Origin of the sequence: Nocardia amikacinitolerans NBRC 108937, from assembly GCF_001612615.1 — a bacterium.
In the GTDB taxonomy this organism is placed as follows: domain Bacteria; phylum Actinomycetota; class Actinomycetes; order Mycobacteriales; family Mycobacteriaceae; genus Nocardia; species Nocardia amikacinitolerans.
The window spans coordinates 67,903-82,609 of record NZ_BDAU01000014.1 but is presented as its reverse complement, the minus strand read 5'-3'; the positions used below and the strand labels follow the sequence as shown (position 1 = coordinate 82,609).

At 68.3% G+C, this 14,707-nt stretch carries 9 protein-coding genes; 3 read left to right on the top strand and 6 right to left on the bottom strand.

From position 1 onward, the window contains the following. The first annotated feature begins 245 nt into the window (after positions 1 to 245). On the top strand, positions 246 to 1,898 hold the full coding sequence (locus NAM01S_RS14230; protein ID WP_067785156.1) for an enoyl-CoA hydratase-related protein: 1,653 nt from the start codon (positions 246 to 248) through the stop codon (positions 1,896 to 1,898). A gap of 35 nt (positions 1,899 to 1,933) precedes the next feature. Here the strand turns inward: NAM01S_RS14230 and mycP are convergent, their stop codons facing one another. Both mycP and eccD read right to left on the bottom strand, forming a co-directional pair. Continuing rightward, complete coding sequence (gene mycP / locus NAM01S_RS14225) at positions 1,934 to 3,343, bottom strand: type VII secretion-associated serine protease mycosin (RefSeq protein ID WP_253798677.1); 1,410 nt, start codon at positions 3,341 to 3,343, stop codon at positions 1,934 to 1,936. Then, positions 3,340 to 4,806, bottom strand: a complete 1,467-nt coding sequence (gene eccD, locus NAM01S_RS14220; RefSeq protein ID WP_067785012.1) for a type VII secretion integral membrane protein EccD — start codon at positions 4,804 to 4,806, stop codon at positions 3,340 to 3,342. The genes mycP and eccD overlap by 4 nt, the downstream gene beginning before the upstream one ends. A gap of 249 nt (positions 4,807 to 5,055) precedes the next feature. Between eccD and eccCa the strand changes: the two genes are divergently transcribed. Both eccCa and NAM01S_RS14210 read left to right on the top strand, forming a co-directional pair. After that, on the top strand, positions 5,056 to 9,099 hold the full coding sequence (eccCa, locus tag NAM01S_RS14215; RefSeq protein ID WP_067785010.1) for a type VII secretion protein EccCa: 4,044 nt from the start codon (positions 5,056 to 5,058) through the stop codon (positions 9,097 to 9,099). After that, positions 9,078 to 10,538: a type VII secretion-associated protein gene (locus NAM01S_RS14210; protein ID WP_067785008.1), complete on the top strand. Its 1,461-nt coding sequence runs from the start codon at positions 9,078 to 9,080 to the stop codon at positions 10,536 to 10,538. Before eccCa ends, NAM01S_RS14210 begins: the two co-directional genes overlap by 22 nt. A gap of 84 nt (positions 10,539 to 10,622) precedes the next feature. On the opposite strand, the gene NAM01S_RS14205 is transcribed toward NAM01S_RS14210, so the two are convergent. The 4 genes from NAM01S_RS14205 to NAM01S_RS14190 all read right to left on the bottom strand — a co-directional run bounded on the left by NAM01S_RS14205 (position 10,623) and on the right by NAM01S_RS14190 (position 14,699). Continuing rightward, on the bottom strand, positions 10,623 to 10,913 hold the full coding sequence (locus tag NAM01S_RS14205; RefSeq protein ID WP_067785005.1) for a WXG100 family type VII secretion target: 291 nt from the start codon (positions 10,911 to 10,913) through the stop codon (positions 10,623 to 10,625). Positions 10,914 to 10,953: 40 nt separating this feature from the next. Next, positions 10,954 to 11,283 (bottom strand): WXG100 family type VII secretion target, encoded by a 330-nt coding sequence (locus NAM01S_RS14200; RefSeq protein ID WP_067785002.1) that lies wholly within the window; start codon positions 11,281 to 11,283, stop codon positions 10,954 to 10,956. A 415-nt stretch (positions 11,284 to 11,698) separates the two neighbouring features. Continuing rightward, the gene (locus NAM01S_RS14195) at positions 11,699 to 13,252 is read right to left on the bottom strand and encodes a serine/threonine-protein kinase (protein ID WP_372511646.1); all 1,554 of its coding nucleotides are present in this window, start codon (positions 13,250 to 13,252) and stop codon (positions 11,699 to 11,701) included. Between the two features lie 208 nt (positions 13,253 to 13,460). Then, positions 13,461 to 14,699, bottom strand: a complete 1,239-nt coding sequence (locus tag NAM01S_RS14190) for a DUF7373 family lipoprotein (protein ID WP_067784996.1) — start codon at positions 14,697 to 14,699, stop codon at positions 13,461 to 13,463. Positions 14,700 to 14,707: the final 8 nt, after the last annotated feature.

Below are 14,707 nucleotides of genomic sequence, written 5' to 3'. Positions count from 1 at the left end.
TCCGCCCGGACCGCGGCGGCCGGGAACTACACTTGGTCGCCTGATGGTGCTTGCGCCCGGTCACCGCCCATCGCCCAGAGCCACGTTGTCGCAGATCAGGGCGGGTACGGGCACAGGCGCAGCGTTGCCGCCGCACTGGCGCTGCCCGAGTGATCCGGCCACGGCCGGAGCGAAGGTGCCGGGTGCGCCCGAACCGCTCTCGCCAGCCGAAGGGCCCGACCAGGATGCGCCGACAGATTCTGTTGATGTGCAGCGCCGAGAACGGACTGACCGTGCGCGCTGCCCTCGCACTGCGACGGCGCGGGTATCTCGTGCGCACCGCGGTCGTGGAGACCGAATCCGATATGGATCGCGCCGTGGCCTCCGGCGTCGACATGATCGTCTGCACCTACCTGACCCGCCGCATCCCGCGCCGGATCTGCGCGGGCGCCGTCCCGGTGGTGATCGTCCATCCGGGACCGATCGGCGACCGGGGGCCGTCGTCGCTGGACTGGGCCATCACCGACCGCGAGCCGTACTGGGGCGTCACCGTGCTCTCCGCCGTCGAGGATCTGGACGCAGGCCCGGTGTGGGCTTGGCGCACCTTCCCGTTCGACGCGCACCGCCGCAAGAGCACCCTCTACGGCACCGTGGTCGCCGACGCCGCGATCGAGTGCGTCCTCGCGGCCGTGAGCCGCGCGCTCGACACCGATTTCGTTCCGTTCGATCAGCAGGAGGTGCCCCGCGCGATTCCGCACGCGCGAAGCCGTTCGGCCATGCGTCAGGCCGACCGCGCGTTCGACTGGTCCGACGACGCCGAGGCGATCGCGCACCGCGTGCGCGCCGCGGACGGCGCACCCGGCGTGCGGACCGTCCTCGCGGACCGCTCCGTCTACCTCTACGACGCCAAGCCCGGGCGGCGCGGTCCGATGGACGCCGAGCCGGGGACGCTGGTCGGCCGCCGCCACCACGCGATCGAAATCGCCTGCGGCTCGGGCACTCTCTGGGTCGGACATCTGCGCGCCGCGGGCGAGGCGGAGTCGACATGCAAAGGGCCCGCGCTCGGCGTGCTCGCCAGGACCGGAATCCGGCCCGCGACCATTCCGGTCACGACGGACCCGGCGCGCCCCGGTGACATCCACTACCGCGCCGACCGTGCCGTCGGCGTCATCACCATCGACCCGTACAACGGCGCGCTCACCACCGAGCAGTGCCATCGATTGGCCGCCGCGATCGAGTTCGCCGCCGCCCAAGACACCAAGATCCTGGTACTTCGTGGCGGCGCGGGCCCGTTCTTCTCGACCGGAATCCACCTCGGCGCCATCGAATTCGCCGCCGACCCCGCCGCGGAGGGCTGGGCGAACATCCGCGCGATGAATTCCGTCTGCCGTGCGCTACTGCTGTGCGCGGACCAACTCACCATCGCGGCCGTCACCGGCAACGTCGGCGCGGGCGGCATGATGCTCGCCCTCGCGGCCGATGTCGTCGTAGCGCGCGAAAGTGCCACGGTGAACGCGCATTACAAGTCGCTCGGCCTGAGCGGCTCGGAGTTCCACACCCTCACCCTCCCTCGGCGCGTCGGGCCCGCCGTCGCCGAGCGACTGCTGGACGACGGCGAACCGATCGACACCGCCACGGCGCTGAGCCTGGGATTGCTGGACGAAATCGGCCCCATCGGACGAGGTTTCGACGACTGGCTCGACGACCTCGCCCGCTCCTACGCCGAACCGACGGCGTGGACGCGAACCATGACGGCGAAACGGACCCGCCTCGACGACGGCGACCGCGCGCTGATCGATGCCCACGAGCGCGGGGAACTCGCCCGCATGCGCGCCGATCTCTACGGCGCGGACTTCGCCACGCGACGACGGGCCTTCCTGGCCAAGCGAATTCGCACCGCCCGGCCCGTGTCGCACTGACCGCCTCGGGCATTCGCGCCCGAGGCGGTCGGCGGTCACATGTCGTCCGAGGTGACGCCGAAGCGGCGGCGGATCGGGAAAGACGCGAGGTAACCGAGGATCAACGCGGTCGCGATGATGCCGGTGCCGATCAACGCGACGTTGCGCGCGGTGTTGTCCGGTGGCGGCGGCGGTGCGGGCACGGCGAGCTGCTCGCTGCGCGGCGGTGTCGGTCGCTTCGGCGGCAGCTTGTCGGGCACCGCGTTGGTCAGCGCGGCGATCGGGTCGACCGCGCCGTAGCCGACGTACTGGTTCCAGCCCTCGGCGGGCGCGTGCGCGGTGGCCTGGATGCGCCGGATGACCTCGCGCGCACTCATTTCCGGGAACCGGGCGCGCACCAGCGCGACGACGCCGGAGACCAGGGGCGTGGCGAAGCTGGTGCCGCTGATCGGGTTCTGCTGCCCGCGCTGATCGACCGCGCCGATCGCGGTGCCGTCGCCGCGCGGGTTGAGCGAGACCATGTTCTCGCCGGTCGCCGCCACGCTCAGCCAGGGACCGGGCACGGTGAACTTGGACGGCGCGCCGTTCTGGTCGATCGAGCCGACCGAGAGGGCGTAGTCGTCCCAGCGCGCCGGGCTGACGTTGACCGTGACGTTGCTCCACGGATCGGACGTCGGGTCGAGCGGGTCGATCACCTTGTTCACCGGTTTGCACTGCTCGGTGTCGTTGTTGCCCGCCGCGGCGACCACGACGACGTTGCTGTCCAGCGCGTACTGCAACGCCGCGCCGATCGCGCCGTCGACGTCGTTGGACGAGCCGCACCAGACCTCGGAGATGTTGATGACCGTCGCGCCCATGTCCACCGCGCGCACGATCGCCGACGCCATGGTGGCGAGGGTGCCGTAGCCGTCGGGCAGGTCGTCGGGGCCCTTGTTCCGCGAAGCGCCTTCGCGCTGATACATCTTGCTGGTCTGGCGGATGGTGATGATGCGCGCCTCGGGCGCGACGCCGGCGAAGCCCTGTCCCTCGACCTGCGAGGCCGCGATCAGTCCGGCGACGAAAGTGCCGTGGCCGTCGCAGTCTTCGGTGCCGTCACCGCCCGCCGCGACGAAATCGCCGCCCGCCTCCAGGCCAGGCAACCGCGGATGCCGCGCGACTCCGGTGTCGATGACCGCGACGACCTGGCCCGCACCCTTGGAGAACTGCCATGCGCGCTCCAGATCGAGCGCGCGCTGCGCCGCGGGGATGGTCGGCCCGTCGCCGCCGGTCACGATGTCGGCGCAGTTCGAGTTGGGCGGGCGTTCGGTCTTCTCGGGCGGCGCGGCGGGATCGCCCGCAGGCCGCAGCGCAGGATTCACCGCGGGCGGCCGATCTGCCTGCGCCACACCGTGTCCGGAGCCGACGCCGAACGATGCCGAAAGCCCGAGCGTCACCGCGACGGCGGCGACGCGCAAGTGCGCGTTCACAGCCCGCGGACGAGGGAGTAGAGCGAGGCCACCCAGAACACCAGCGGAAGCACCGCCGCGACGAACGCGTACTCCAGCAGCTCAACGCCGCGGCGCATCGGCGGCGTCGCCGACTGGTTCGGGACGATGATGCCCAGGATCAGCGCGGCGACCAGGATCAGCATCGCCGTGCCGAAGACGGCGAGCGGCATGTCCATCGCGAAACCGGCCCCCACCAACATGATCAGCACGATCGACGCGCCACCGGCGATCAGCACGATCGCCTGCTCGGCGCCCGCGTAGGTGCGGCTGCGGAACATCAGCACCGCCGCGCAGACCAGCGCGAGCGCGATGCCCTGCCAGTACGGGTCGCCGGACTCGGGATCGGTGGCGGCGAGCGCGCCCGCGACGGTGACCAGCGTGGTCGCCGAGACCAGACCGGCGAGGTACATGCGGGCCCGCTCCGACTTCACCCGCAGCGCCTCCATGGTCGGCAGCGCGCGATGATCGTCTGGGTCGTCCTCGGTCGGGTCGATCGGGGTGCCCGGCGAAGGCACCGGCGGCAGCGGCAGTTTGGCCAGCAGCATCGAAATACGCGGCGACAGCGAAAGACCCGCCAGACCAAGCGCCGCGGCCACCGCGCCGATCGCCTTCAGCGGCTGATCGGTGAGCAGCCCGACCAGCGCGGCGGGCACCGCGTACACCGCGAGCGCGGCCGCGCCGATGAACAGCGCGAGACCGACGCCGGTGACGCGCCACGCGAGAATCGCGGTGGCCCCCACCAACACCGATCCGAGCAGGATGTGCGCCCAGCCGTAATGATCAGGTACGTAGAGCATTCCGGCCGTGAGCGCGGCGGGCAGCGCGCAGCCGCCGAGAACGAGCGCGGTCGCGGTGTCGCCGTACATCCGGCTCAGCACCATGCCAGCGACGACGAGCAGGATCGCCACCGCCAGCGCGATCGAACCGCTGACCCACTCCGGTAGCTCCTCCGGCGCGAGCAACAGGCCGAGGCAACCGACGATCATCGTGAGCGCGGCGAGGACGGAGCCGGTGAGCCGCGCGGTCTTCGGCGTCCAGCTGCGGTAGTGGTCGGTGTCCGCGATCGCGACGTTGTACATGATGTCGTCGAAAAGCGGTGTCGGAGCGGTGTGCGAGGCGCTCTCCAACATGAGGAGTTCGCCGTCGCGCACGCCGTGCTCGCCGAGGCTGAGCGAGTTGGAGAACGGCGGGTGACCGATTCTGGCCAGCACCCACTCGGCGGGCTCGAAGCGCTCGCCTTCGTTGTCGAAATCGTTGGTGCGGCTGTGCTGAGCGACCATGTCGACGACGCTCGGGATCACCAGCGCGACCGGCACGTCGACCGGGATCGCCATGTCCACCTGGGTGTGCTTCGCCAGGATCGTCACCCGAGCCAGGTCCGGCGCACGGACGATACCGCGCGAGGAGTCTTCGTCGATGTGGTCAAGTCGCGCGTGCGTCAAACTTCCCCCAACCTGGTGTTCTACCTCGATTTTCCGCTGACCCGTCGCGCTGGGGGGCGAGCTTGCGACCCTGGCGTCGGGGCAGCAGAATGCAGGTCGAACTGTACGACATGTCGGCGGTGGCCTCTACACTGAGCCCGAAGTCGCAGCATGTGAAGAGGGGGAATTCTCGTTGAGCGAACGCAGTGAGCGATTCATGTGCCAGCGCGCTGTGCGCATGCCGGAGCCGAGCGCCAGCGAGGCGCAGGCATGAGCACCGTCCGGTTCCAGCGCCGTGCTCGCCGGGAGATGCCGCGTACGCCGGGCGGCGAGGTCACCTTGCAGCCGCCGCCCGAGATCCCCAGGGTCACACCGGGCAATCTGCTGATGAAGCTGATGCCTGTCGTGATGATCATCGGCATGGTCGGCATGATGGCGCTGCTGTTCACGCAGGGCGGCGGCATCGCGTCGAACCCGATGAGCATGATGTTCCCGATCATGATGCTGTTCTCGATGGTCGGCATGTTCGCGGGCCAGGGCGGCGGCAAGGGACAGAAGGCGGCCGAGGCGAACGAGGACCGCAAGGACTACCTGCGCTACCTCGACCAGGTGCGCAAGGACGTCGACGAGACCGCCAAACAGCAACGCGCGTCGGTGGAATGGAGCCACCCGGAGCCCGGACTGATCTGGATGCTCGCGGGCACCAGCCGCATGTGGGAGCGCCGCGCGGGGGACAAGGACTTCTGCCACGCGCGCATCGGCATCGGCGGGCAGCGCCTCGCCACCCGGCTTGTCGCGCCGGAGACCGGCCCGGTCGAGGAACTGGAACCGATCGCGGCGGTGTCGCTGCGCCGCTTCGTGCGCGCGCACTCGACGGTGCCGGATCTGCCGACCGCCATCGCGGTGAAGGGGTTCGCGACCATCGCGCTGGACGGCGACCGGAACGAGGCCCGCGACATGGTGCGGGCGATGTTGTTGCAGCTGTGCATGTTCCAGGGCCCGGACCAGGTGCTCGTCGCTGTGGTGTGCGGCCCGGACACCGCCCGCGAGTGGGAGTGGACCAAGTGGCTCCCGCACACCCAGCATCCCGACGCCCAGGACGGCATCGGCACCCAGCGCATGTTCTACGGCTCGATCCGGGAGGCCACCGCGAGCCTGCACCCGCTGCTTGCCAACCGCGTTCGCTACTCGCGTAACCAGCCCGCGAACGCCGGTCTGGTGCAACTCGTCATCGTGGTCGACGGCGGACTGCTGGAGGCCGAGGACGATCAGTTGCGCGAATCCGGCTACGAGGGCGTCACCATCATCGACCTGTGCGGATACGCACCGCGCCTCGCGGTTTCGCGCGGCATCAAGATGGTCGTCGAGAACGGCGAGTGCGTCGGCCGCGGCGCCACCGGCAATCAGGAGCGGTTCGCGCTCATCGACCGGATCAGCGCGCACCAGGCCCAGCAGGCCGCGCGCAGGCTCGCGCCCTACCGCGCGGCCACCCAGCGCAGCAGCGACGTGGAGACCGAGGACACCGAGGTCATCTCGACCTGGGCGCAGCTGATGAGCCTCGGCGACATCGGTTCGTTCAACCCCGAGAGCGCCTGGCGCCCGCGCTACGGCCGTGAGCGCCTTCGCGTTCCGTTCGGCGTCGACGCCGCGGGTCTGCCGATCGAGCTGGACATCAAGGAGGCCGCCGAGAACGGCATGGGCCCGCACGGTCTGTGCATCGGCGCCACCGGTTCCGGTAAGTCGGAGTTCCTGCGCACCCTGGTGCTCAGCCTGTTGGCCACCCACTCGCCGGACCAGCTGAACCTGGTGCTCGTCGACTTCAAGGGTGGTGCGACCTTCCTCGGTCTGGAGGGCGTGCCGCACGTCGCGGCCGTCATCACCAACCTCGAGGAAGAGGCCGACCTCGTCGACCGTATGAAGGACGCGCTGGCCGGTGAGATGAACCGCCGCCAGGAAGTGCTTCGCCAGGCGGGCAACTTCGCCAACGTCTCCGAATACGAGAAGGCGCGCGCGGCGGGCGCCGATCTCGACCCGCTGCCCGCGTTGTTCGTGGTGCTCGACGAGTTCTCCGAACTGCTCACCCAGCACCCGGATTTCGCCGAACTGTTCGTGATGATCGGCCGACTCGGCCGCTCGCTGCACGTGCACCTGCTGCTCGCCTCGCAGCGCCTCGAAGAGGGCAAGCTGAAGGGCCTGGAGAGCCACCTGTCCTACCGGATCGGTCTGAAGACGTTCTCCGCCAACGAGTCCCGTCAGGTGCTCGGCGTGCCCGACGCCTACAACCTGCCCAACACACCCGGTGGCGGTTACCTCAAGTCCGACTCCGGCGAGATCCAGCGCTTCCAGGCTTCCTACGTCTCCGGCCCGTACGTCGGCGGCGGCTCGCAGCGCGAGGTCACCCAGGCCGGTGTCGCGGGCGGCGAGATCGACGTGAAGGCACGGCCTTTCACCGCCCACCACGTGGACTTCCGCGCCATCGACCGGGTCCCGCTGCCCACCCAGGCCAGCCACGAGCCGGAGGAGCACCGGACCGAAGAGGGCGAGCAGATCTCGAACCTCAACATGCTCGTCTCCCGCATCCGCGGGCACGGCCGCCCTGCGCACGAGATCTGGTTGCCGCCGCTGGACGAGGCGCCGACGCTGGACCAGCTCATCCCGCGCTCGATTCTCACCGGCGAGTACTCGGCCGTCGCGACGCTGCGCGCGCCGATCGGCATCGTCGACCGCCCGTACGACCAGCGCCGCGATCCCTTGGTCGTGGACCTCTCCGGTTCGCGAGGCAACGTCGCGGTGGTCGGCGGTCCGCAGTCCGGCAAGTCCACCGCGCTGCGCACGATGATCATGGCGATGTCGATGACGCACACCGCCGAGCAGGTGCAGTTCTACTGCCTCGACTTCGGTGGCGGTACGTTGGCCAGCCTGGAGGGTTTGCCGCACGTCGGTTCGGTGGCGAGCCGTTTGGACGAGGACAAGGTTCGGCGCACCATCGCCGAAATGACCACCATCGTCCGTCAGCGCGAGGCCCGGTTCCGTCAGCTCGGTATCGAGTCGATGGCGGAGTTCCGCCGACTGCGTTCGATGGATCCGTCAAGCAGCCCTGCCGCCGCCGGCGCGCACGAAGACCCGTTCGGCGACGTCTTCCTGGTGATCGACGGCTTCGGCTCGATCCGCCAGGATTTCGATCCGCTCGAGCAACCGATCATGAACCTTGCGGTGCAGGGTCTTTCGTACGGTGTGCACGTCGTCATCGCGCTGGCCCGCTGGGCCGAGGCGCGCCCGGCACTCAAGGACCAGATCGGCACGCGCATCGAGCTGCGGCTCGGTGACCCGATGGACTCCGACCTCGGCCGCAAGTTCGCGGCGCAGGTCCCGATGGGCCGCCCCGGTCGCGGTATGACGCCGGACTGCCTGCACATGCTGACCGGTCTGCCGCGCATCGACGGCAGCTCCGACCCGACCATGCTCGGCCAGGCCGTCGCGGACGCCGTGGCGACCATCGCGCGCCTGACCCCCGGTCGGCACGCGCCCGCCGCGCGCATGCTGCCCGAAGTGCTGCCGCGCGAACAGCTGTTGCAGCTCGCTGGGAACTGGCCGTCGCAGCTCAACTCGGGCGTCAAGAACGTGCGTATTCCGCTCGGTATCAACGAATCCGAGCTCGCGCCGGTCTACCTCGACTTCAACGAGAGCCCGCACTTCATCATCATCGGCGACAGCGAGTCGGGTAAGACGACGCTGTTGCGCTCGATCATCGAGGGCATCGCCGCCGCCAACTCGCCGAACGAGGCCCGTTTCATCCTCGGCGACTACCGGCGCACCATGCTCGGCCTGGTGCCAGACGGCTACCTCGCCGGATACGGTTCCACCGCACCGCAGTTCACGCAGAACATGAACGACCTGGCCGCCTACGTCGCCCAGCGCACGCCCGGCCCGGACGTCACCCCGCAGCAGCTGCGCGAACGGTCCTGGTGGAACGGGCCGGAGCTGTACGTCATCGTCGACGACTACGACTTGGTCGCCACCTCCATGGGCAACCCCGTCTCGGCCCTCGTCGAACACCTGCCGCACGCCCGCGATCTCGGCTTCCACCTGATCGTCGCCCGTCGCGCGGGTGGCGCCAGCCGGGCCATGTACGAGGCCACCATGGCGCGGATGAAGGACCTCGGCTCGGCGGGTCTGATCATGAGCTGCCCGAAGGACGAGGGCGTCCTGATGGGTACCGTGCGGCCGAGTCCGCTGCCCCCGGGCCGCGGCACGTACATCACCCGTAACGCCCAGGAGCTCATCCAGCTGGCATGGATGCCGGCGGCCGAGTGATGTCGACGGTCGACCTGGTCCTGACGGACACCCGCATCTGGGCGCGTGGCCCGGCCACGCACTGGGACGCGCCGCCCTCGGTCGTCTTGGGCAGCAACGGAAACCTGGTCGTCGGCGAGTCGTTGAACCCGCCGACCCAGGTCAGCTCCGCCGTGCAGTTCGTGCCCGCCGAGCGGATCGCGCTGCTGCCGCGGGTTCCCACTGTGCCGGAAGCCTTGACCGCGGTCTTCGGCACGGCGCTGGAGAACCTCGGCGTCGGCGTTCCGTGCGAGCGCATCACCCTCGTCTGCCCTACGGATTGGGGCGGCCGCCGCCGCGCGGTGCTGGACGCGGCCGCGCGCCGGTTCGCGCACGACGTCGTGTTCGAGGAGATCGCCTCGCGCGCCGTCACCGTCGACGACGGCACCGCGCGCAGCCGCCGCACCGTCGTCCTCGAATTCGGCGCCATCACCACCACCGCCACCGCGGTGACCCGCAGCCACCTCGGCGTCCAGCTCGAAGCTTGCGAGCACGAACCGAACCTCGCGCTCGCCGACCTCGGTGCCGATCAGCGCGCTTTCGACACCCTGACCGGCCTGATCACCCGTCTCCTCGACGGCCGCCCGGCGGATGTCGTTCAGGCCGTCGGTGTTTCCGATCCGGCCAAGCTCGACCTCATCGCCTCGGCCGTCCAACAATCCTGCGGCCCCGACGCCGAACTACGCCCCATCTCCGGCGGCGAACTCGTCCGCGGCGCACACCAGGAACCGGAGTACCGCCCCGAAGCGGCCCCGGCCCTGCCCACCAACGAATGGCTCCAGCCGCTGCGCGAACGCGCCGCCGCTCAGGCCCCGGACCGCCCGATCGCCAAGTACGTCCTCGCGGGCGTCGCCGTGATCGCGGTGGTGACCGCGGTCGTCGTGGGTGGCATCGTCGCGTCCGGCGGCTCGGACGAAGCCCCCGCCGCGGCGCCGTCCAGCACCGCACCGATCACACTGTCCGTCCCACCCATCCCCTCGCTGCCCCCGACGGACTCCCCGGGATCGCAGGAAACCGTGGGCCGCATCCGCTTCAAGGTGCCGGACGGCTGGCGACTCGCCCCGCCCTCCGGCCAGAACGGCGGCCGCGTCGACCTGTCCCCCCAAGACGGCGCCCGCTACCGCATGACCCTCGTCCAAACCCCCGTCGCCCCCAACGCAGGCTACGAACAGATCGCCGCCAACCTCGAAGCCCAGATGAAGACGAAGCCGTCCATCGGCGACCTCCGCCGCGACGTCGTCTTCGGCGGCCGCTCCGGACTCTCCTACGTGGAACGCCCGGAAGGGTCCACGGTGCAATGGCATGTGCTGGTGGAACACGGAATCCAGGTCAGCATCGGGTGCCAGTACGTGGGGAACACGTGGAGCGGTTTCGAGCCGACGTGCGAGAATTTCGCGTCGACGGTGCATGTGATTCCGTGAGCGGAAAACCGCTCGGCACAAACTGATTCGGGCCCCCAGCAAGATTGCTGGGGGCCCAAATGCTTCGAACCGATCGAGTCGAACTCAGAAGAGGTTCGCGAGCGCGGAGTCGGTGCCCTGCAGCTCGGAGTTACCGGTGCTGACCAGCTGTGCGGCGCCGTTCAGGGTCTGCTGCAGCTGCAGAACGTGGTTCTGCCAGTTCCGCTGCAGCTCGCTGAAGGCTTCGTTCGCGGCACCGGCGCCGTGATCGGCCACGTACTGCTCGACCTTCTTGTGGAAGGCCTCCAGCTCGTCGCGAATGCCTTCGGCGCGCTTGATGATCTGCTGGGCACCGGACTCGACGCCCGAGAAATTGGCGGAGATGGGCTTGCTCATGTTTCAGGCTCCTTTGTCGGCGATTGGGGAAAGAACGGGATCAGAGCGCCGGCAGGTCGAGGCTCGACACCTGCTGCTGCACCTTCGAGGCGAAGTCGGTGTCCTGGTCCTGGAACTGTCCGCTCATCTTGACAAGCTTTTCCGACGTCTCCATCAGCTTGTCGTTCATCTTGTCGGCCTGGAAGTAGTAGCGCTCCATGAAAGCGTTGAACGCGTCGCGCGCCTGGCCCTGCCAGTTCGCGCCGTTGGTGACGGCGTCCTCGTCAGCCTTCAGCTGCCGGATGGCGAGCATCAGGTTGTTGTGCTGCTCCTGGAACTCCTTCGCCTTCTGTGCGATGAGTGCGCTATCAGCCTTCAAGTTGTCCGCCATAGCGGCTTCCTCCTCCTGCTCGTGGTCAACGCCCGGAGTGTGAGCTGACCCTGTTCATATGATTGGACGCGCTCTGGGCTCGATCGGTTCCACCGACTTCGATTGATTTCCGGCGGATTCGATCGCGTCTCGACGCCCCTGCGCGTGGTCGACCAGCTACACCGAGGACGGAGGGTCTGATGATCTTTCTCCCCCCACATCTCGACCGCGGTGCCGTCGCATCGGTCGCTGCCAGCGCTCTGCTCCCCTCCTTCCCCCTGCTCGCTACACCTGATCGGCGAGTGGGCTGGCTGCGCATCACCCTACCGAATGGGTTCCCCTCGCGCTACCAGCGTTTAGTGTCCGCAAGCGCGCGTCGGCGCGGACCGTGGTGCTCTGTGGGGCAGGTGCATTGAGCCCACTCGGACCCGTGGCGCTACTTCACCACTTTCGCGATCGTAGGCACCAGCTTGTCCACGAGTACGCCGGTCGACTGGTCGGTCCAGACCTGGAATGCCTGAATGGTCGCTGGATCGTCGACGATCACGATCTTGGCGGAACTGTTCGTGATACTGCTCGGCAGACCGCGAAAACCGCCGTTGCCTGCCTCGCTGTCCGTTCGCAGGACGATGAGCACTTCGGAATCGATCTCGGCCGAGGACATACCCAGCGAAAGCTGGCGTGGTGATTTCTCGTCGCCGACAGCCTTGTATTTCGTGCTGTAGCGGAAGCCGATATCTTGCAGGAACTTCGACTGCGTACTCGGATTCAGCACCGCGGACATCGTGGAATTTCCGAAGTTGAGCGCGAGGATCGTCTTTCCGTCGAACTGCGGATTGTTGGTGCGGACCTCGGCGAGCGGGGTGCCGCCGCCCCCGCTCGAGTCGGATCCGCTGGTGAGGAAGAAAGTGCCCGCGGCTACGGCGGTCGCGATCACCACCGCGACGATGGCGGGCAGCAGAAACTTGCGCGCGCGAGAGGACTTCGCGCCGCTACCGTTGCGCAGCGTCGAGACGAACTGCTGATCCGTCGCCTCCTGCGCCGGGGGATAGCCGCCTTGCGGCGGGTACGGGCTGTCGCCCGGCGCGGTGAGCGCGTGCCTCGGGTCCGTGAAATGTGTCCGCACCTCGGCGCGCGGGTCGGTGAAATGTGTCCGCACCTCCGCGCGCGGATCGGTTACATAGGCAGCGCCGGGCGCGCGGAACAGCTGGGCGCCATAGAGCGCGGCTTCGGCGTCCTGCACGAACTCTCGGCACGAGTTGTACCGGTTGTCGGGGCTCTTCGCGAGCACCTTCTCGATGACGGCGTCGAGTGCGGGAGGAAGGCCCGCACGTGCCGCACTCAATTTCGGCGGCGGCTCGTGCATGTGCCCCATCATGACCACCGCGGGCATGGTCGACGGGTACGGGTTCTGACCTGTCAGCAACCGATAGAAGGCGCAGCCGAGGCTGTAGATGTCAGAGCGATGGTCGAGCCGATCGCCCATCAACTGTTCCGGCGAGGCGTAGGCGACCGTCGCCATGAAGTTTCCGGTCGCAGTCAGGTCCTGGCCGTCCTCGGCGGATTTCGCCACGCCGAAGTCGGTCAGCAACACGCGCTCCTCGTCGCCCTCATCGGCGGCGGAGAGCAGGAAGTTGGCAGGCTTGACGTCTCGGTGCAGGAGTCCGCGCCGGTGCGCGTAGTCGAGACCTTTGCCGACTTCGGAAATGATGCGCAGCGCGCGCTGCGGCGTCATGACCGATGGCCCCTTCTTCGCCTCCTCGGCCGCGTCGGTGCCGTCGACGTACTGCATGGCGATCCACAGCTGGCCGCTCTCCTCGCCACGGTTGTAGACCGCGACGATGTTCGGATGGTCCAGTCCAGCGGCGAGATTGGCCTCGCGTTCGAAGCGCGCGCGGAACTCTGCGTCGGTCGACAGATCGGCGCTCAGTACCTTCAATGCGTCGCGGCGGGGCAGGATCGGGTTCTGCGCCAGGTAGACAGTTCCCATCCCGCCGCTACCGAGAACCTGAAGAACCCGGTATCCGCCCACAACTGCACCGGGCCGCAAGGCCATTCGGTCCTCCCTCGACGATCTCGAACGCCCGGTTCCACGAGCCTTCCGGAAGAATCTAGCAAGCACCGCCCGGCCGATCGACTCGCATCACGAGTGATCGCTTCCGCGAACGAGGTATCGGCCGAGCGCGGCGCCTGCCCCGTCATCCCGTTGTCAGCAGGGCGTATTGGGCGGAAATACGTTGGAAAAGGTCCTGGGGGTGCAAGCTTCGTGCCTGCACGACGTAGCGGCCGAACTGAAGGACGCACAGGTTTCCGGAGACTTTCGGGTCCTGCTGGTTGCCGGAATTCTCGAAGTACTCGGTGAAGCACTCCACGTTCCCGTCGAGGCCGGTCGGCGAACCGATGAGCTTTTGGTTGGCGGGCATGTCTTTGGACGGTTGCCACTCGCGCCACAGCGCTTCGGCGCCCTTCGCGGACTTGCTTCGGAACACCACCGCGTCGCCGTAGCTGACGAGGTCTACTTCGCCGCGTTGCAACAGCGGCAGCGTCTCCGGCGTTGGCTGTTGGAACAACGAGAGCGCGCCGCGACCCGTGTAGACACCGTCTGGCTCCGGCCGGAACGGCGCGGTGGGGTTGCTCGGCAGTGTGCGCCCGAGCAGGCCGCTGGGATCGAGCGGGATCCGAGCGAGCTCGGCGCTGGGCGTCGGCTGGAACTTGTCCAGTAGCGGAATCTGGACGTCGAGCATCCGCTCGACTTGCGAGACCAACGCGGGTAGCTCGGGACCGGACGTGTCGTCGACGACCTTGATGAAGATGACGTAGCGGTCGTGTACCGTCCACGAGCCGATCGAGGAGACGCCGGGGCGCCAATGTGCGGCCGTGTTGGGGTGTTTGGTGATCGAGACCGGCTCGTTGTCTCGGTTGTAGGTGAAGTCGTCGTGTTCCAGCGTCGGCCCGACCGACTTCGCGGTGTTCGCGTCGGGGAACATCAAGACAGCGACGTTCATCGTGCGCCGCGGCGCCTCGCTCGGTCCGCCGGTGGACCACGCGTTGACCCAGCCCGCGACCAGGTCCTTGGCGACGTCGTCGAAGGTGTCGTTGATAACCAGGTTGCCCAGTGTCTTGCGATTCAGCACGATGTGCGGTCGGAGGTACCAGACGTCCTCGACATAGGACGGATCCGCCTCGTAAGGCAGGGCAACGAAATCGCCAAGCCGCTGCGATTCGCGTGAGCGAGCCTGCTTGTCGTTCTTCGCATTTCCGACGGTGCGTGGTTGAGTCGCGTAGTTGCCGACATCGAGTTTCGAAACGTCCGGCTGAATCTGCTGTGCCGTTCCGGATACCACAGACCCGCAGGCCCCCAGCCCTAGCGCCAAAGCGACGGCCAGCGACAGCGCTGCGCCGGCGCGGGTCGAAAACGATTTCTTTGCGAGCTTCATCTCTGCCT